This window comes from Acrocarpospora corrugata (assembly GCF_009687845.1).
Classification (GTDB): domain Bacteria; phylum Actinomycetota; class Actinomycetes; order Streptosporangiales; family Streptosporangiaceae; genus Acrocarpospora; species Acrocarpospora corrugata.
The window spans coordinates 87,308-107,931 of sequence record NZ_BLAD01000050.1 but is presented as its reverse complement, the minus strand read 5'-3'; the positions used below and the strand labels follow the sequence as shown (position 1 = coordinate 107,931).

Sequence of the window (20,624 nt, the reverse complement as noted above, 5' to 3'; positions counted from 1 at the left end):
GAACTTGTCACCTTTTCGGTAGGTAGTCCTCACGGGCGGGATCGGCGACCATGAGTCGGCCGAATCGGGGGCTTAACCGGAGGGGACCTACCGCGTGCGAAGCGATGCCTCATTACCCAGCTACGAACGGCTCTTCGGAGAACTGGACTTCCGCGAAGGGGATGAGGCAAGGTCGGTCTACTCGCCGGCCGCCTACCTCGCCGACCTGCTCAAACTGCTGCAGGACACGTTCGACGACACCGACCTGCTGCGCCGCAGGGCCGATCTGGGGCAGATCCCGCTCGACACGAAGAACACCTTCACGCTGACGCCGTACCTGGACATCGTCAACCGGATCCTGGAATCCCTCGTCGACGACGTGCCGTACGAGAAGCTGCGGCAGCTGAAGCACCCGTTCGGGTTGCCGTTCTCGCTGCGGAACGCGCGGCTGGCCACCTATCTGCGCCATCTGCAGATCGACCCGGTGGAGTTCTACCGGCTGTTCGCGGCGCGGGTGGACCGGGACACGGTGGCCAGGGAGTTCCTCGGCCTGACCCCCGAAGACGTGCTGATGGTGACGAGCGTACGCGGGACGGACGTCGGCGAGGTGTACGGGCTCGCGCCCGGCGAGACCACCGCGGTGCTGGCCGAGGTCGAGCGGTTCCTGGCCGCGACCTCGATGACCGGCGCGGAACTGCGCGAACTGCTCTACCAGGACCCGCTGCTGGAGCGTTCCGCCGCGACCTTCTTCGTGCACCAGGGCGGCCAGGTGGTGACGGTCGCCCCCGACGACCTGACCCTGGTCGCGAGTGACGGGCCGATTCCGGCCGCCTGGTTCGACCGGGCCAACCGGTTCGTCCGGCTGTCCCGCCGGACCGGCCTCTCCTTCACCGACCTGGACCTGATCCTCACCTCCTGCTGCGGCAACACCCTGAACACCGCCGCGCTGCGCGCCGTGGCCGCGGCCGTGCACCTGAACCGCGTGCACAGCCTGCCCTTCGACACGATCGCCGCGCTGACCGCCAGGACCCTCCCGGTGACCGTCAACGACGTGCCGATCCCGTCCGGCGACATCCTCGCCCCGCAGAACCGCGAGTATCGGCGTCATTTGGCACGATCCATCGACCTGGCCGAGGCCGACATCGTCGCGGTCGTCCAGCGCTACCGGGACCGGTACGCCGACCCCAACGAGTCCAGCCCGTTCGACCGGGACCTCGGCCTGGACGCGCTCTCGCTGCTGCACCGCGCCGGCCGGCTGGTGGACGCGCTCGGCGTCTCGGTCGACGAACTGTTCGGCGTGCTGGCCGCGCTGGAGGCCGACCCGTCGCTCCAGCGGTACACCTCCTTCCCGGTGCTGCCGGTGACCGAGCCGGGCAGCTACGACTGCTACCGCATCCTGGAACGCGCCGACGCCGCCTCCAGCCTGTGGCTGGTCCAGACCCTGTTCGCGGTCGTCACCTGGATGCGCACCTGGGGGTTCAGCGGCCAGGAGCTGACCGAGATCCTCGGCGAGCCGGCCAAGGCCGAAGCCGAGGAGGAGAAGCAGGCCGTCCTGACCGGGATCACCGAACGGTTCGAAACGGTCGGGCTCTCCCCGGAGGTGTTCAGCTCCGACCGGTTCGACGAGCGGGCCGCGCAGACCATCCACGACGTGCTGATCGCGCACGACGACGGCGTCGTCTCGCCGCGCGACTCCCGGCTGCTCCGGCTCGACCCGGCCAAGGCGCCCGCCGCGGCCTACGACGCGGTCGCCGACCTGGCCGTGCTCGTGCCGGAGGACTTCCTGGGGATCGGCCTGGCGGAACGGCCGGCCGCGAAGATCTTCGCCAACCTGGTCATCGCGGGGCTGCTGCAGGCGGACGGCCTGCTCACCACCGACGAACTGCCCGACGAGCTGGTGCTCTCCAGCGACTTCGACGAGCTGACCGGCGACCTGTTCGCCGCCCTGGCCGGGCTCGAAGGCGGCTTCTACCCCTCCGATCTGGCCAACGCGTTCCCCGACCTGACCGAGGCCGAGCAGACCGAGCTGTACGACAACCTGATCTACCACGGCTACCTCGACGAAGCCGGTGAGCGGCCCGACCCCGAGTTCTTCGCCGAGCCGGGCAACGCCGAGCTGTTCACCCCCAGCGTGCTGCTCGACGACATGGCCGAGGAGGTGCTGACCGCGCTGCGGGACAGGATCGCCTGGTTCCGGACCAGCAAGACGCCGATCGACCTGGGCGTCTTCGCCGACCTGCGGCTGACCGAGACCCAGCTGCTCGCGCTCACCGAGAGCCTGCGCTTCAACGGCGTGCTCGACCAGAACGACGCCATCAACGACGTCGTCGCGCTCGGCGCGGTCGCGCTGGACGACTTCGGGATCGCGCTGGAGTTCTATCCGATGCGCCGGCCCATCCTGGACGCGTTGAAGGGCCAGATCTCCGCGCACTGGGCCGAACTGTTCACCTTCACGCCCGACGACTTCCTGTCCATCGCCGACGACGCGATGGCGCAGCGGGTCGTCGAGCGGCTGGAGGGCACCGCCACCGAGGAGGGCCGGGTCCGCGAGGACGTCCGCGACCTGTTCACCGATCCGGACGGCTGGCTCGACCTCGGGGAGGGCTTCACCGGCGACGACGGCGCGCTCGTCTACGGGCGGATCGCGGCGATCGTGCGGGCGCAGGCGCCGTACCGGCTGGATCTGGCGGCGGTCACCGAGCTGGGCTTCGACGAGGAGGAGCTGACGCTGCTGGTCGCCATGCTCGCCGACGCCGGCCACCTCAACCCGGCGCTGGGCGTGCCGCAGGAGCGGCTGGACTACTTCCGCACGGTCACCAACGCGCTCGACTTCACCCTGCCCGGCGTCGAGGACTACAGCAAGGACGTCTTCTTCCTGCTGCACGCCGTCGCCAACGAGCTGGCCGCAGGCGTCGACGAGGTGGCCGAGCGCCTCGGCGACCTGGCCGGCAAGCAGCGCCGCGCGCTGCTCACCGTCCTGCAGGACGTGTTCGGCATCTCCGCCCCGGTCGTCGAGGCGATCTGTACGGCGGTCTCGCCGGACGCCGTCGACATCCTGGTGGCCCCCGCGCTGGCCGAAGCCGGCACCCCGGAGGAGCCGCACTTCCGCCGCTCCTACCGGCGGATCCGCCGGTTCGCCCGGCTGGCCGGCAAACTGGGCCTGGACCCGGTCGAGGTCGGCGTGGCCTTCCGCGACCAGGACCTCACCGGCAAGTTCCCCGAGCCACTGGCCCTGCCGCCCGGCATCGACCGGTTCGACGCGCTGCTGGCCGGCGGCGACGGCAAGATCTACCTGTTCCTCGGCACCGACTACTGGATCTACTCGGCGACCAGCTACGAACTGGCGGACCCCCGGAAGAAGCCGCTCACCGAGCTGTCCGCGAACTTCGCCGGGCTGGCCGGGGTGGACGCCGCGTTCGTCCAGCCGGACGGCACCGAGTGGATCGTCGGCCGGAGCCTGGACGGCCTCTCGCGGGCCTTCGTCCGGACCCGCGGCGGCACCCGGTGGGCCGGCAAGGAGCAGGTCTGGGGCAAGGTCAGGAACAACTTCGCCGAGCCCAAGCGGATCGACAGCGCGTTCGTGGACGGCGAGGGCCGGACCTACCTGTTCTGCGGCGACCAGTACCTGCGCTACTCCGGCTCCGACTACAGCTTCGCCGACGAGGGCTACCCTCGGGCGATCACCGAATGGTGGGAGGGCGAAGGCCACGACGTCCCGCTGCCTGAGGCGTTCCGGCGCACGGTCGACGCCAGCTTCCAGGGCCGGGACGGCCGGACCCACCTGTTCACCGGCGAGCGCTGGATCGCGGTCGGCGACGGCGCGGCCGAGCAGCCGCTGGTCGAGCGGTGGGGACGGCTGCGCAACACCTTCGCGACCGCCGAGCGCGTCGACGCGGCCTACACCGACGCGGCCGGCTACCTGCTGTTCGCCGGGAACCAGGTCGTCCGCTACACAGACAGCCTGGAGAACGACGAGGTCAGGGTGGCCGACGGCTACCCGAAGCGGATCGAGGCGTGGCGGCCGGACGTGCCGGTCGAGTTCGAGGGCGCGGTCGAGGCCGCGTTCGCCGACGGCGCCGGGACCGTGCACCTGTTCAAGGACGGCAAGACGGTCTCGCTCGGTTCGACCGGGGTGTCGGCCGCGCCGACCGCGGAACGCTGGGGGCTGCTCGCGCCGGTGCTGCCGAGCGGCACCGTGGACGCCGCGTTCGTGGGCCTGGACGGCAAGACCTACCTGTTCAGCGGCGACCGCTACCTGCGCTACTCCACCGCCGACTACTCGGTGGTGGATCTCGGCTATCCGCGCGCCATCGCCGGGGACTGGGGTGGCCTGGACCGGGTGGACGCGGCGTTCGTGATGGACGGCGCGACCCACCTGTTCGGCCCGGTCGGCCAGATCCTCGACCTGCCCGCCGACTACGAGGCCGAACTCGCGGCCGGACGGCTGTCGCCCGCGCTGCGCCGCCGCCTCGCCGAGCACGGCGTCAACGTGGCCATGGACGCGCCGGTCACCGGCCAGTCACCGCAGTGGGAGGTCACCGCCGACCGGTCGATCCGGCTCACCATCCGCCGCGCCGGCGACCGGATCAAGGTGTCCGGCGACGACACCCCGTTCTACGTCCGCTACTCCACCAGGAACTACACGACGCCGGACGCCGGTTACCCGAAGCCGCAGTCCGACAACTGGTGGAACCTGCCGGTGACGCTCGCCGACGATCCGGAGTTCGCGCAGATCGACGCGGTGTTCACCGCGCGCGACAACCAGACCTGGCTGTTCTCCGGCGGACGCTTCGTGGTCTTCGACACCCGGCACCGCTGGTGGTCGGAGCCGCGCACGCTGGTCGACGACTGGGACAGCATCCCGTTCCTGAAGGTGGACGCGGCGTTCGTCGGCAAGGACGGCAAGACGTACGTGTTCTCCGGCGCGAAGTATGTGCGGTATTCGACCGCGAACTACACGCGGGTGGATGATCGTTATCCGGCGACGGTGTCGGTGTTCTGGGGCAATGTGGTCAACACCATCACCCGGACCGGGCGGGTGGACGCGACGCTGGTGATGGACGCGGTCGAGCTGGCGGACGGGGTGGAGGTCACCCGCACCTACACGTATCTGTTCTCCGGCGATCAGTATGTGCGTTATCTGAACCACGACTACAAGGCCGTTCAGCACGGTTATCCGCGGGCGATCTCGGAGCTGTCGAAGGAGCCCCGGCTGGCCGCGCTGACGACGCCGCTGGACGGGGTGGACGCGGCGTTCGCCGACCGGCGCAACGTGTACCTGTTCCGGGGCGGGCAGTGGCATGTCGTCTCCGGGACGCTCTACCGCAAGTACGACGATCTCGATCTGGCCGGGATCTCGTGTGCGTACATCGAGAACGGCGCCGTGCTGGTGGAGGGCCCCGGCGGGTGGCGGCGGCACTCGGCGCTGGAAGGGCGCGCGTCGTCGGCGGCGGTTCGGCCGCTGGCGCTGCGGGGGGTGCCGGCCGAGTTCAGGACCGGCCTGGACGCGGTGCTGACCGGCGCGGACGGGAACACCTACCTGTTCAGGGGGGCGACCTGCTTCAACACGGGGATCAACCGGGCCTACCCGCTCACCGAGGAGTGGGGCCGACCCCGTAACGCGATTTATCAGGACAACGCGGTTGATGCGGCGTTTGTTGGGCGGGATGGGAAGACCTACCTGTTCAGCGGCGACCAGTTCGTCACCTACTCGACCGCCGACACGATCGACGGTGAGCCCCGCCAGATCGCCGAGCACTGGGGCGGGCTCGACAGCGTGGCGCTCGCCTACCACCGCAAGGGCGTCACCTACCTGTTCGAGCACGCCGACGAGGACGGCGTGATGCGGCACGTCGCCTACACCGGCGAATTCGGCCCCTACCTGGAGCCGGACCCCGGCTACCCGGTCACGGTCGACGAGACGTTCTGGCAGGCCCCGGACGGGTTCGGCATCCCGGACGCGGTGCTGTTCGAGGGCGACACCATGCTGCTGCTCGGCGGCGAGCGCTGCCTGCCGTTCAACGAGACGACCCGCCAGTGGGCGTACGCGCGGCCGGTCGAGCGGATCTGGCCCGGTCTGGGCCGGGGCCTGGAGCCCGAGGACACGGTCCGGGCCGCGTTCACGGCGGCCGACGGCTCGACGTACTTCTTCTTCGGCGAGCAGTACGCCCGCTACACCGGCCAGCAGGTCGGCCCGCTGGCCCAGATCCGGGACCGCTGGGGCAAGTCGCTCAACCCGTTCGTCCCCGAGGACGGCACCGGCACGGTCGACGCCGCGATCGTCTTCGGCGACGACACGACGTTCCTGTTCTCCGGCGGGCAGTATGTCCGTTACACCGGGTCCGAGTACCGCTTCGTCGACCCCGGCTACCCGAAGGCGATCGCCGTCAACCTGCGCGCCGAACCCGCGTTCGCCAACCTGCCCGAGACGTTCGAGGACGCGGTCGTGGCCCGGGGCGCCGGCAAGGTGGTGGACGCGGCCGTGGCCAACGACCGCACGGCCTATCTGGTCGTCGGCGGGGCCCTGCACGTCGTCTCGCGCGCTCCGGCGGCCAGCTATCCGATCGCTGCGCTCGGCAAGGTGCGCAACACCATCGCCGACAAGCGCAAGGTGGACGCCGCGCTGGTCCGCGACCAGTACACGTTCCTGTTCTCCGGCGACCAGTACGTGCGCTACTCCGGCACCGAGTACGCCTTCGTGGACGAGGGCTACCCGCGCACGATCGCCCCCTCATTCGCCGAGGAACTAGGCGTCAGTCCGCTGCCCGAGGAGTTCGAGGACGGCCTGGACGCCGCCTTCCGCGCCGCCGACGGCCGGGTCTACCTGTTCAAGGGCGAGCGCTTCCTGGCCGGCGACACCGTGCGCCCGGTCACCGAGCAGTGGGGCAAGATCCGCAACGCGTTCACGGCCGGCGCCCCCCTCGACGCCGCCTTCGTCTCCCCGGGCGGGGAGCTGTACGCCTTCCGCGGCACCCAGTTCATCCGCTACAGCCCCGGCGTGCTCGACCTCGTCGAGCAGGGCTACCCGCGCACGATCGACGACGACTGGGGCGACCTGCCCGACACCTTCGAGGCCGGCATCGACGGCGCGTTCACCCTGGAAGGCGCCACCTACCTGACCAAGGCCGACCAGTACGTCCGCTACACCACCCGCTACGACGTGCTGGACCGCACCTTCCCGCAGGCGTTCCGGCACCGCTGGTCCGAGCTGGTCGACTACCGGCTCAGCGACGTGCACACGATCGTCAGGTTCGCCGAACTCTCCAGGTCCAGGCCGGGGCTGGCCCCGCTGCTCGGGGTGGGCGCGGCGGAGCCGCACGAGCGGCTGGCCGGGCTGTTCGGCTGGGATGTGGACGAGCTGCGCTGGCTGAAGCGCAACGCCGGGCTGCTGACCGCGTTCCCGGCCGAGGAGGAGCGCTTCGAGATCGAGTTCGTGCTGAAACTCGTCGAGGTGTTCGCGCTCGCCGCGAAGGCGGGCACCGGGCCGTCCCGGCTGTATCCGGATGTGTGGACGCGGATCTGGTCCCGTACCGACCTGGAGGCCGCCGCCGACGCGCTGTTCCAGCTGCTCGAACGCAAGCACAGCCCGGCCGACTGGCTGGTGCTGGACAAGACCATGCACGACGAGCTCAACCTGCTCAAACGGGACGCGCTGCTGGGCGCGGTGCTGCACCTCCACCCCGACCTGCGCAACAGCCGCGAGCTGTACGAGCACCTGCTGGTGGACGTCGAGATGGGCGCGGTCGCCACCACCTCGCCGGTCCGTGAGGCCATCGCCGCCACCCAGCTCTACGTGCACCGCTACCTGCTCGACCTGGAGCAGGTGACGCCGCAGGTCGGCGTCGACGAGGAGCGCACCCGCCAGCAGCTCAGGGCCTGGTGGTCGTGGCTGAAGAACTACCGGATCTGGGAGGCCAACCGGAAGGTCTTCCTCTACCCGGAGAACTACATCCGGCCCGAGCTGCGCGACACCAAGACTCCGGCGTTCAAGGAGCTGGAGAACGACCTGCTGCAGGGCGAGATCACGGCTGACGCCGTGCTGGGCGCCTACAAGCGCTACCTGGACGAGTACACCGAGGTGTCCCGGCTGGAGATCGCCGGCGCGTACGTCTACACCGAGGACCACGCGCCCGCCAACACCCGCCGGCTGGTGCTGTTCGGCCGGACCAGGACCGAGCCGCGCCGCTACTACTACCGGAACGCGGAGTTCCGGGACGGCGTGAAGCTGTCGGCGACCTGGGAGCCCTGGCTGAAGGTCGACGCCCAGATCGAGGCGGACCGGGTCGATCCGGTGCACGCGTTCGGCCGGGTGTTCGTCTTCTGGACCGTCGTCGAGACCGTCCCGCCGGACACCGCCAACACCACCACGATCGTCACCAAGGTGGACGGCAACAAGCAGGACGTCGCCGCGCCGCCGCCCAAGTACCGAGTCCGGATCTCCTACTCCTTCTACAACCTGAACAAGCAGTGGGTGTCGGCCCAGCTGCTGCCGCCTGGCACCCTCGCGGACGGCCCGATCACCGACGTGCGGCTGTCGGTGCGCGCCTCGGCCACGCTCTCCGGCGACACCCACGACTCCATCGTGATCACCTGCACGTACAACGTGCACAAGCCGGGCGGGCCGGTCCCCGGTCAGACCGCGTTCGCGCTCACCCCCGAGCTGTACGCGGTGCCGGTGCCCGGGATCGCGGAACCGCCCAAGATCGTCGAACTGACGAAGATCTTCAAGGAGCCGGTCGAGGAGAAGTCCCTGGTCCGGTTCAACAGCCCGGCCGGCTCCACCGACGGCCCCTGGTTCAGCGTCGACCACAAGGGCGGCAGCCTGCTCTGCCGGCCGATCACCGTGGTCCCCGGCGAGGACCCGCCGCTGCTGGCGCTGAAGAACAACGGCAACCGGCTGCCCGACTGGACGCGCATCGACGCCGCCTTCGAGATGGCCGACGGCTCCCGCTACTTCTTCGACAACCTCAACAAGCAGTTCCTGGCGACCAAGACCAAGGGCAAACTGAACGCCACCACGGAGCCCATCAAGAGCCGGTGGGGGATCACCGGCAACGCGCTGACCTCGACCGGAATCGTCGACGCGGTGCTGATCCGCAGGGACGTCACCTACCTGTTCTCCGGTCGCGAGTACTACCGCTTCAGGGGACGCCCGTTCGGCCCGGTCGACCCCGGCTACCCGAAGCCCATCGAGGACAACACCGAGGACCTGCCGCACTGGTCGAAGATCGACGCCGCGTACACGGCCGCCAACGGCGTCGAGTACTTCTTCGCGCACCACCCGGACGGCACGGTGTACGTCGAATCTGGCGCGCTCGACCAGCCCAAGCAGGTCAAGGACAAGTGGCCGGTGCCGACCAGGCATCAGGTCGAGGCCATGTTCAGCAAGAGCGGCAAGGTGTTCGTCTTCTACGGCGAGCACTACCTGCGCTATTCGACCGAGGGCCGGGTCGACGAGGGATACCCGAAGCGGCTCGCCGAAAACGAGGACGGGCTGCCGCGCTGGAGCCGGATGGGGACGGCGTTCAACTACCGCAACATTTCGTACTATTTCGACAACAACGATGGCATCTACCTGGCGCTGACCGGCCAGGAGAAGCCGGGCAGCACCCCGGAGCGGCACTCCAGCCGCGAGCTCGGCAAGATCCCGACGGCGATCACCCGGACCGAGTCGGTTGACTCCGCCTACCTCGCCAACGGGTACCTCTACCTGACCTGCGGCCAGGAGTACGTCCGCTACACCATCGGCGAGAACGGTGTCATCCCGGACATCATCGACGCCGAGTATCCGAAGCCGCTGGCCCGGCGGGTCAAGGGCGTGTTCCGGCGCGGCGACATCCGGTACGTGTTCGCGGCCGGCGAGTACGCGACCCTCGACGCCACCAAGGAACTCGACACCCTGACGGTCACCTCGTTCCACCCCTTCGCCGACAACTGGCGCTCGCTGCCACAGAACTTCCACCTGACGTTCACCGGCGCGATGGACACCGAGACCGACCTCTTCCTGTTCCTCGGCGACCACTACGTGGTCAACCCCAAGAACGCGCCGGTGCCCCGCCCGTTCGAGTTCACCACCCTGCCGCACGAGGTGGTGCGGCTCACCTCCAGCACCGCGTTCGAACTCAACCGGAGGCTGCTGGTCGGCGGCCTGCCCGCGCTGCTCGCCCCCGAGACCCAGGAGATCAACGAACTGCCCGGGTTCACCCGGGACGCGGCCGAGGCCGACGCCACCACCATCCTGGTCCAGTCGTGGGTGCCGGACATGCCGGTCAGCTCGCACCTGGACTTCCAGAGCCCCAACGGCCGCTACTACTGGGAGATCTTCTTCCACGCGCCGCTGCTGATCGCGCAGGCGCTCAACACGGCCCAGCGCTTCGAGGACGCCCGGCGCTGGTACGAGTACGTCTTCGACCCCACCGAGCAGGACAGGTACTGGCGGTTCCTGCCGTTCCTGGCCATCGACGTCACCGCGCTGGTCCACGCCATCCGGCTGGAGATGGGCGCGCTCGGCTCCCAGGCCGCGACGCTCGGCCAGATCCTGGACGAGGTGGCGGCGATGGCCCCCGTCTTCGACCAGGCCCGCAAGTGCAGCCCGGAGGAGCTGGCCTTCCTGGTCCAGCTGCCCGCCCGGCTGCGCCCGCTGGACGGGGCGCTGGCCGCACTTCCCGCGCTGAGGGAGAAGGTCGCGATGGTGGCGCGGCTGGAGCAGCAGTACGAGTTGATGGGGGACCGGGAGGCGCTGCTCAAGGCGTACCTGGACGATCCTTTCGACCCGCACGCGATCGCCGAGCTGCGGCCGACCGCCTACCGGCGGGCGGTCGTGATGGCCTACATCGACAACCTGCTGGACTGGGGCGACATGCTCTTCCGGCAGTACACGATGGAGACCATCGACGAGGCGCGGATGCTCTACATCTTCGCCTACGACCTGCTCGGGCAGCGTCCCGAGGGCATCGGCACCCGGACGCTGCTGCCCACCCGCACCTACAACGAGCTGCACCAGGCCAATGAGGTGACCGATCCGTACGCGGTCCGGCTGACCGCGGGCGGGAGCATGCTCGACGGCCTGGGCGCCATCCACGCCAGCGTGGCCGCGCCCTACTTCTACATCCCCGACAACACCCTGCTGGACGACTACTGGACCAGGGTCGAGGACCGGCTGCGCAAGATCAGGCAGTCGCTCAACATTCTCGGCATCAGCCAGCCGCTGCCGCTGTTCGAGCCGCCGGTGGACGTGATGGCGCTGGTCAAGGGCGCCGCAGCCGGGCTCAGTCCGGACCAGGCGGGGGCGGGCCTGACCGTGCCGGTGCCGCACTACCGGTTCGGTTTCGTGCACCGCAAGGCGCAGGACCTGGTCGATCGGCTGCGCCAGTTCGGCAACGACCTGACCAGCGTGCTGGAGCGGCGCGACAACGAGGAACTGACCGTGCTGCAGAACCGGCAGGCGGGCGCGATCCAGACGATGACGCTGGCCATCCGGGAGGCCCAGGTCAAGATCGCGACGGAGAACCTGAGCGAGGCCGAGGCGTCGCTGGCCGCCGCGAAGGCGCGGGCCAAGTACTACGCCGACCTGATCGAGGCCGGCATCTCCTCGCTCCAGCAGGCCCAGCTGGACTCCATGAACAGCGCCATGATCTCGCACTTCGTGTCCAGCGGCCTGAAGATCGGCTCGGCCATCGCGTTCGTGATCCCGGAGATGCTCATCGGGCCGTTCATCATGGGCACCTCGTTCGGCGGCAAGCAGATCGGCGAGGCGCTCGACAAGGGCGCGGAGGTCGCCGAGTCGTTCGGCGAGGCGTTCAGCGTGCAGGGCGAGATCTACGGGGTACGGGCCGAGCACGAACGGCAGGACGGCGACTGGAAGTTCCAGAAGCAGATGGCCGAGGCGGACATCGTCCAGCTCGGGCACCAGGTCACGGTGGCCGGACACCAGGTCGGCGTGGCCAAGCGCGAGCTGGAGGTCGCCAACCAGGAGGTCGAGCACACCCGGGAGGTGGCCGCCTTCCTCAACGACAAGTTCTCCAACGTCGAGCTTTATCAGTGGATGTCGGGGCGGCTGTCGGGGCTGTACTTCCAGTCGTACAACATGGCCCACGAGATGGCGAAGACGGCGGAACGCGCCTACCACTACGAGCGCGGCGTCACCGACTCCTTCATCCAGCCGGTCTACTGGGAGAGTCGGCGCAACGGGCTGCTCGCGGGCGAGACCCTGAGTTCGGATCTGGAGCGGCTCGGCAAGGCGTACGTGGACAACGACAGCCGCGGGCTGGAGATTACCAAGAAGGTGTCGCTGCTCCAGCTCGACCCGCTGGCCGTGCTCACCCTCAAGAACGAGGGCCGCTGCGAGTTCACGCTCACCGAGGCCCTGTTCGCGCGGGACTTCCCCGGCCACTACCGGCGGCGGATCAGGACCGTGTCGGTGTCGTTCGGCGGCTTCGAGGGGCCGCTCGGCGTCAACGCCACCCTCACCCAGACCGGCCACAAGACGGTCCTGTCGGCCGACCAGAAGGCGGTCAAGTTCCTGCTCGACCCGAAGGGCGCCGCGCCGGCGTCGGTCCGCGCCGACTGGCGGCCCAGCCAGCAGATCGCCCTGTCCGACCTGGAGGAGGGCCGGGACAACAACGGGCTGTTCGAACTGCGCTACGACGACGACCGGTACCTGCCGTTCGAGGGGACCGGCGCGGTGTCGAGCTGGCGGCTGGAGGCCCCGAGCCGGCCGGCCGACCTGTTCGACGTCACGATCACCGTCAAGTACACCGCCGAGCAGGGCGGCGAGGTCTTCGGCAACGCGGTCAAGGGCATGCTCAAGCCGTACGCGGCGGCGCGTTACGTCGACGTGGCGGGCGAGTTCCCGGATGAGTGGGAGGCGTTGCTCACCAGTGCGGAGGGCTCGCTTTCGCTGCCGCTGACGGCGGAGATGTTCCAGAGCATGAGCGGACGGCAGATCTCGGGCGTCTACGCGACCTACACCCTGGCCGAAGGCGGCACCGCCCGATTCCTGCTCAACGGGGACCAGCGGCTCGCCCTCGACGAGGGCAAACTGCTCCGCACCCCCGGCCTCAACGTGGGCGGCGCACCCTGGTCACTCGTCCTTGAAGGAGACCGGGAGGCGCTACTCAACGTCGGCCTGATCCTCAACTACCGGGCGCAATAGTTAGATCGGGGCGGCCGGGCCTGGCCGCCCCGATCAGGCGTCACCCGGCGGGCGGGACGTTCTGGTTCAGCCGGAACACGTTCTCCGGGTCCCACGTCCGCTTGACCTCGGCCAGCCGTTCGTAGTTGCCGCCGTGGGCGCGGCGGATCCCGTCAGGTCCTTCGTCGCGAGGTGGTTGGCCTCGGCGCCGACCGACCACGGGCGGGTGGCCGCCCACAGCTGGTCGGCCCATTCGGCGTGCCGCCCCGGGTTCTCTTCGTCGGCGGACCAGGCCGCCGCGATCTCCAGGCAGTAGGCCGCGCCGCGATGCCAGAACGCGGTCTCCTCGGGGGCGACCGCGCCGGTGGTCCCGCCCATCGGCAGCAGCAGGATCAGGTTCTCCGGCGAGCTCGGCCGGCCGCCGAAGTCGACCAGGGTCTCAATCAGCTCGGCGGTGATCGGGCCGCCCAGGTGGGAGCGCATCCGGTAGGGGGTGGGCGCGGACTGCGCGTCGAAGAAGTGCTGCAACACCTCGAACGAGGTCGGCCCGACCAGGTCGGCCAGCGGCTTGCCGACGGCGCGCAGCGCGGCCAGTTCGCGTACGCCTGCGGGGATATCCCCGACGTAGCAGACGGCCAGCGCGAACACCGGCTGGCCGTGCAGCTCCGCCGGGACGAAGGGGGCCGGCGGCGCGGCGAGGATGGCGGGGGCGACGTTGACCTCGTCGTCGGGGGCGTCGTACTCGGCTAGGAAGCCGAGCACCTCGGGCGCGTCTTCCAGCCGGTACATGAGCAGGCCGCCGAGCAGGTCGCCCACCGGGTGCAGGCGCAGCGTGAACTCCAGCACGACGCCGAGGTTGCCGCCGCCGCGCAGCCCCCAGTACAGGTCCTGGTTCTCGTCCGGGCCGGCCCTGACGATCTCGCCGGCGGCGGTGAGGACGTCCGCCGCCAGCAAGTTGTCACAGGCCAGCCCGAAGACCCGGGCGAACCAGCCGTTGCCGCCGCCGAGCGTCAGCCCGGCCACGCCGACGTCGGCGACGTGCCCGCCGCCGCGTACCGCGACCTCCAGCCAGTTGGACCAGACTTCGTCGCGCCAGCCGGTGAGGGTCTGCCAGTAGCGTTTGAGGACCGTTTCGACCCTGCGGGGGACGGCGCCGGTGGAGTTGCTGTTCAGGTAGAGGCAGGTGTCCAGCAGCGGGAATTCGGCGCGTAAGGAGTCGTGGTCCATCACGTCTCCGTGTTCGCGGTTCGCGTCGCGCCTGGCGCGTATCCGCCGTCCCGGTTCCAGTTGGCGGTCATTTGCTCGCGGACTCGCCACAGTTGGCGGAAGAGCGGCTGCGTCATGCGGCCGGGCAGGACCTGGGTGGATACGCCGTCCAGTGCCGCCGTGTTCCGGCTGACGCCGATCGTCCGGCGGACCAGCATGAAATGGGTGAAGAGCCAGGTCTGATACGCCTCGTCCACGTCCACCAGGCATTCGAGGGTGCGCTTGAGGTGAGGGTGGGCTGACCACCATCCGGCTCCGGCTCACGCTCATCTACTCCGGGCTCTACCTGGTCAGCTCGATCCTGCTCCTCGTCATCGTCAACCTGCTGCTCCAGGACGCGCGGCACAGCCGGATCGGGCGCGGGCCGCAGGCACCGGAGGCGCCGGCCTTCGGGCAGCCACGGCCGCCGCTGCCCCACCTGGTGGACGACGTGATCCACTACCAGTGGGAGGTGACCCTGCTGGCCGCCGGCGTCCTGTCCCTGGTGTCGGTGATCGTCGGCTGGCTGGTGGCCGGCCGCATGCTGCGTCCCGTGCACCGGATCACCGCCACCGCGCGCCTGCTGTCGGTGTCCAACCTGCACGAACGGATCGGGCTGGCCGGCCCGAAGGACGAGCTGAAGGAACTGGCCGACACCTTCGACGCGATGCTCGACCGGCTCGAACGCTCGGTGACCGGGCAGCGGCGGTTCATCGCCAACGCGTCACACGAGCTGCGGACCCCGCTCGCGGTCCAGCGGGCGGCGATCGAGATCGGCCTGCCCGAGGACATCGGCGAGATCCGCGACAAACTGCTGTTCCACAACCACCGCACCGAGAACCTGATCGACGCGCTGCTCATACTGGCGCAGGCAGAACACGGCCTGGACCGGCGGAAGCCGGTGGCGCTGGACCAGGTGATCCAGCTCGCGCTCACCGAAACCGCCCCGGCGGACGTCACCGAGACCTCGCGGACCGAACCGTTCATCGTCTCGGGCGACTCGGTGCTGCTGAACCGCCTAGTCGCCAACCTCGTCGACAACGCGATCCGCTACAACCATCCCGGCGGAACCGTCGACGTGACTCTGTCCCACGGCGTCCTGACCGTCCGGAACACCGGTCCTGAAGTGCCGAAAGAACGCTTCGGCGACCTGTTCGAGCCGTTCCGGCGGCTGCACACGTCCCGGCAACAGGGCAGCGGCCTCGGCCTGTCGATCGTCGCGTCGATCGCGAAAGCCCACGACGCCGACGTACGGGCCAGACCCAACCCGGGCGGCGGACTCGAACTCACGGTGGCCTTCCCGGGACATCGGGCCCGTTGACTAGAATTCCCGCATTCAGTCGAATGTGACGCGTGCGGCGCCGGTGAGGGGCGAGACGTGGACGAGACTTTCACCGCGCGGGACGCCAGAACCGTTCTCCGCACGGCGGCGTCGTTCCAGACGATCACCCAGACGTTTCTCGCGGACCACAAGCAAGCCCACGATGATGTCAAAGCCACGCTCTCCGTGGTCCGCATCGACGCCGCCCAACGGGAGCTGGCTTCGATTCCCTTGAGCCGCCTGAAGGATGTGACGGACGGCCGCCTCCGGCTGGGGCCGCTCGAACAGGCCGGCTACACGACGGTGGGGGACGTCCTGCGGACGACGCCCTACGCGTTACAACTTCTCCCCGGCGTCGGCCAGCGTTCGGCGCGGCAGATCCACGCCGCCGCACGTCAGATCGAACGCGCCGTCGCCGACACCGTCAGCGTCGAGATCGACATCGATCGTCAGACCCCGCACACCACCGACCTGCTCAAGGCGCTGCTACGGCTGGTGAACGCCGGCCCGAGCCTGGAGCGCGCCCACCGCCTCGCCGCCGACACCGAGAAACGCCTGGCCAAGGCCATCCCCGCCGCCAAGCCCGCGGGAAGCCGCCTGCGCATGCTGCTCGCCGGCCGGGACGGCCGCCGCCGGGCGCGCGAGGCGGTAAGCGAGGTCGCGTCGCTGCTCGCGGAAGCCGCCGACACCGAAGCGCGGATTCTCTTCGCGCAGGCTTCGGTGGACCTGCTCCGTCCGATCACGAGCGATTTCGAAGCCTGGACGGACTATGAGATCCAGTCCCCGGAATACCACGGCCTGCTCGCCGAGATCGCCGGACTCGAACCGGACGGCTCAGCCGCCGAAGGATTCCTGTCCGACGGCATCGCCGCCCGGGTCAAGGCCCAGGAACTGGACGACACCCACCGGAGAGTGTCGCTGCGCGGATACCAGGCTTTCGGCGCTCGCTACGCGCTGGCCCAGCGCCGAGTGATCATCGGCGACGAGATGGGGCTGGGCAAGACCATCGTCGCCATCGCCGTCCTCGCCCATCTGAAGGCCGACGGCGGCGGCCATTTCCTGGTCGTGTGCCCGGCCAGCGTTCTCATCAACTGGTTACGCGAGATCGAACGCCGCAGCACCCTCACGGCGTACCCCGTGCACGGCCGGGACCGGGAGGCCGCGCTCGCGGAATGGCGGCGGAACGGCGGCGTCGCGGTGACCACGTTCGCCATGCTCGACGAGATCGACATCGACGAGCCGGCCGTGGCGATGGTCGTCGTCGACGAGGCGCACTACATCAAGAACCCCGCCGCCAAACGTTCACAATTGGTCGCCCAGTGGTGCGCGCGCACCGAACGTGTCGTCTTCTTGTCCGGTACGCCCATGGAGAACCGCGCCGACGAATTCCGCAACCTAGTGACCTACCTGCGGCCCGATCTGGTCTCCGAACTCCGGGTCAACGGCAGCGTGGTGGGCGCCACCGCTTTCCGCAAGGCGGTCGCCCCCGTCTACCTGCGCCGGAACCAGCGGGACGTCCTCGAAGAACTCCCCGACGTGGTGCACGTGGACGAGTGGGTCGAGATGAGCGCCACGGACGCGGCGGCCTACCGCAGCGCCGTGGCGGACGCGAACTGGATGGGCATGCGCCGCGCCGCCTACACCGTCCCGCGCGAGTCGGCCAAACTCGAACGGCTCCAGCAGATCGTCAAAGAAGCCGCCGACAACAACCTCAAAGTAGTCGTCTTCTCCTTCTTCAAGACCGTGCTCGCCACTGTCGGAGATGCCCTCGGCCCCCAAATCCACGGCCCGATCACCGGCAGCCTCCCGGCGGCCCGGCGGCAGCAGGTGGTCGACACCTTCTCCGCAGTACCCGGCCACGCCGTCCTGCTCAGCCAGATCGTGGCCGGCGGCACCGGCCTGAACCTCCAGGCCGCCTCCGTCGTGGTCATCTGCGAACCCCAGGTCAAACCCACCTTGGAGCACCAGGCCATCGCCCGAGCCCACCGCATGGGCCAGATCCGTACGGTCCGCGCCCACCGCCTGCTCACCGTGGACAGCGTGGACGAGCGCATGCTCCAAATCCTGGACACCAAGACCCAAGTCTTCGACGCCTACGCCCGCCGCAGCGAGGTCGCCGAAGACATCGCCGACGCGATCGACATCTCCGACCCGTCCCTGGCCAAACAGATCGTCGAAGAAGAACAGCGGCGACTGTCGGTCGTGCCGACGCTGGACCAGACCTGATCGTCGGAAAATGTCGTTGATCTCCTCTACGCTCTCGCCAACTGATCACGAGAGTGGGAGATGACATGACATATCTCGAACTGTCCGAGGACAGCGGCAGCGCGCACAAGTTCTACGAGGTCGTCGTCTCCGGGACTGATGTGTCGATCAGTTATGGGCGGATCGGGGTGCCGGGGCAGGTCAAGGTGTCGTCCTTCGCCACCCCGGCGAAGGCGCAGGCCGCGGCGCAGAAGAAGATCGACGAGAAGATGCGCAAAGGGTATGCGCCCGCGGTGCGCGGGGTGCGGTTGCGGCGGGCGGTGACGCATCGGCCGACGGTCAGCCGGGCTTCGACCGCGAAGAGGGCGCCGGTGTTGTGGCGGTTCGCGAGTGGGTCCGCGGCGTTCGGGATCTTCGTGGATCAGGAGCGGTGCTGGGTGGGGAACCAGCGGGGAGACGTCTACAAGGTGACGCACGACGGCACGGTGGTCGGGCACTTCAAGTTGCCCGACGGGGTCAAGTGCGTCGTGGGTGATGATTTCTGGATTTATGCGGGTGCGGATGACGGGCGGGTGTACGACCTGTCGGGGAAGGTGCCCCGGGTGGCGTACGAGATCGCCGAGGACGTCGACATCTACTGGCTCGACATCTGTGACGGCGTGCTCGGGGTCTCCGACGTCGCCGGGCGGGTGACCGCGATCGACCACGAGGACGAGTTCCAGTGGGAGCGCAAGAGCGACGGTTCCTCCGGGTGGATGGTCCGGTGTGACCGGGACGGGGTCTACCACGGGCACTCCGAGGGCGTCGCGCGCTACGACGCCGGCAGCGGCCGGCCGGTGTGGCAGGCGCGGATTCCGGGCGCGGTGCTGTTCGGCTGGCAGGAGGAGCGGTCGGTCTACGCGGGCACCACCGCCGACCGGGTGGTCCGGCTGGCCAAGGCCGACGGCCGGGTCGAGGCCACCTACCACTGCGACGACACCATCTACTCGTGCGCCACCGCCGCCGGCGGCAAGTACGTCTTCGCGGGCGACAGCTCCTCCTCGGTGTACTGCTTCGACGAGAACGGCACCCGGCTGTGGAAGCTGGCCACCGGCTGCGGCTCCGCCCTGTCGATGCAGTACCTCGACGAGCGGCTCTACATCGTCACCGGCCAGGGCACGCTGGCCTGCATCGACGCCTCCGAGGCCGCCATTCTGGCCGCGCAGGCGGGCACCGTCCCCGACCCGGTGGACGTGAAGGCCGCCGCGGGGCTGGTCCCGGTGGTGCCGACCCTGGTGCTGGAGACGGCCGCCGACTCCGACGAGGGCGTGATCGTTGAGTGCTACGGCGAGGGCGACCGCCTCCGGGTCCGGGTGCTCTCCCCCGGATACGACCAGGGCTGGCACGTGCAGTTCCCGAAGGGCATCCGGGAGGCGGGGGCGCGGTATCTGGTGGAGGGCATCCGTACCTCGGGCGGGGGCGGCTTCTACCGCGCGTACGGCGAGATCCGCCGCGTCCGCTGAAATATGGCGCTATTCGTCCATGAACTAGACTAATTACTAGTTAAATAGGATGGTCACCTAAATAGAAAGAAATCTGCCCCTTGCGCGGTGGCTCCTGGTTGAGTACTCCAGTGATCGTCACATCTCTGGATCCAGGGAGCCACACGGACAGCGAGATCTGGGAATCGGTGGAAATCGTCTACTTGGACGATGAAGGCCGGTCGAAGGCCATGGCCTCGGTCTTTCAGCCCGATGCCAGGCTGGCCGAGCGGATGGCGGAGCCGGGGATGGCCGGGGAGCCTGATCTCGATCTCCGGTTGCGCGCTCTCGGCGCGGTCCCCGTGCACGTGCTCACCCTCCGGGTCGACCTGGCGGGCCATTTCGATCGGGAGGTCCGCGTCCTCGATATCCGGCCGGTGATCCTGGAGCGGATCCCCCCGCTGAATGGAACACTCTTCTCGGTTCCCCCGCAGGCGGGGACACCCGCCATGGACATGACCTTCGACATGGACGAGTTGTCGCCGACGGCCCGCGAGAGCGGCCAGGGCACCCCATTCTTCGAAAAGCAGTCCATCTCCTTAACGGACAAACAGCAAGAAACCATAACCATCCGCACGTTCGCCGAGCAATACTGCGTAACGTTCTTTCTTCGGATGAAGTACCTCGTCGGCGATGAAGTCAAAGAAAAGGACCTCTACGGCCAAGGACAACCATTCCGCGTCACCGGTCTGAGTCGCGACATGCGCTACCGGCGGGCATTCGCCGTCATCGGCGACTCCCTCCAGCAGGCGCCCGATCCCGCTGCCCTACAGTCATGAGCCGTGACCGTCGTCCGCTCGCTGATCCTGTTCGTGCTGGCCGCGCTCGCTGAGATCGGCGGAGCCTGGCTGGTCTGGCAGGGCGTGCGGGAACAGCGCGGCCTGCTCTGGGTCGGCGCGGGCGTGATCGCCCTCGGCCTGTACGGCTTGGTCGCCACCTTTCAGCCGGACGCAAATTTTGGACGAATCCTCGCCGCGTACGGTGGCGTCTTCGTGGCGGGTTCGCTGCTCTGGGGCATGCTCGTGGACGGCTTCCGTCCCGACCGCTGGGACGTGATCGGCGCCGTCATCTGCCTCGTCGGCGTCTTGATCATCATGTACGCCCCCCGCGGCTGACGTTCGCCCAGTTCATAAAGCGGTTTTCCACCCGTTGACGCGTCCGTAGCCCATATGTAACATTTGGCCAGCGCCGCGCAAAAATCTTGCATACAAGTGTTCATTTC

Annotated in this window: 8 protein-coding genes; 6 read left to right on the top strand and 2 right to left on the bottom strand. The window is 68.9% G+C overall.

Features of this window, described 5'->3' with window-relative positions; genetic code table 11:
• Positions 1-94 precede the first annotated feature (94 nt).
• Positions 95-13,132: a hemopexin repeat-containing protein gene (locus Acor_RS17325; RefSeq protein WP_155337698.1), complete on the top strand. Its 13,038-nt coding sequence runs from the start codon at positions 95-97 to the stop codon at positions 13,130-13,132.
• Between the two features lie 40 nt (positions 13,133-13,172).
• Here the strand turns inward: Acor_RS17325 and Acor_RS46300 are convergent, their stop codons facing one another.
• Complete coding sequence (locus tag Acor_RS46300) at positions 13,173-13,364, bottom strand: BBE domain-containing protein (protein WP_155337697.1); 192 nt, start codon at positions 13,362-13,364, stop codon at positions 13,173-13,175.
• Positions 13,365-14,337: 973 nt separating this feature from the next.
• Entirely contained in the window at positions 14,338-14,580 is a 243-nt protein-coding gene (locus tag Acor_RS17315; RefSeq protein ID WP_155337696.1) for a hypothetical protein, read from the bottom strand.
• Between the two features lie 218 nt (positions 14,581-14,798).
• On the opposite strand from Acor_RS17315, the gene Acor_RS17310 reads away from it, so the two are divergent.
• The 5 genes from Acor_RS17310 to Acor_RS17290 all read left to right on the top strand — a co-directional run bounded on the left by Acor_RS17310 (position 14,799) and on the right by Acor_RS17290 (position 20,517).
• Complete coding sequence (locus tag Acor_RS17310) at positions 14,799-15,677, top strand: sensor histidine kinase (RefSeq protein WP_246238700.1); 879 nt, start codon at positions 14,799-14,801, stop codon at positions 15,675-15,677.
• 57 nt (positions 15,678-15,734) lie between these two features.
• A complete protein-coding gene (locus tag Acor_RS17305) occupies positions 15,735-17,903 on the top strand; it encodes a DEAD/DEAH box helicase (RefSeq protein ID WP_155337694.1) in 2,169 nt (722 codons plus the stop codon).
• A 65-nt stretch (positions 17,904-17,968) separates the two neighbouring features.
• The gene (locus Acor_RS17300; protein ID WP_155337693.1) at positions 17,969-19,384 is read left to right on the top strand and encodes a WGR domain-containing protein; all 1,416 of its coding nucleotides are present in this window, start codon (positions 17,969-17,971) and stop codon (positions 19,382-19,384) included.
• 110 nt (positions 19,385-19,494) lie between these two features.
• Positions 19,495-20,181, top strand: coding sequence for a hypothetical protein (locus tag Acor_RS17295; protein WP_155337692.1), 687 nt, complete (start codon positions 19,495-19,497; stop codon positions 20,179-20,181).
• A gap of 3 nt (positions 20,182-20,184) precedes the next feature.
• On the top strand, positions 20,185-20,517 hold the full coding sequence (locus Acor_RS17290) for a YnfA family protein (protein ID WP_155337691.1): 333 nt from the start codon (positions 20,185-20,187) through the stop codon (positions 20,515-20,517).
• The last annotated feature ends 107 nt before the right edge of the window (positions 20,518-20,624 follow it).

What these genes read in the sequence shown, in the direction of transcription:
- Acor_RS46300 (WP_155337697.1), bottom strand. Translation starts at nt 13,364, where the DNA reads ATGGGCCGACCAGCTGTGGGCGGCCACCCGCCCGTGGTCGGTCGGCGC.
- Acor_RS17300 (WP_155337693.1), top strand. Translation starts at nt 17,969, where the DNA reads ATGACATATCTCGAACTGTCCGAGGACAGCGGCAGCGCGCACAAGTTC.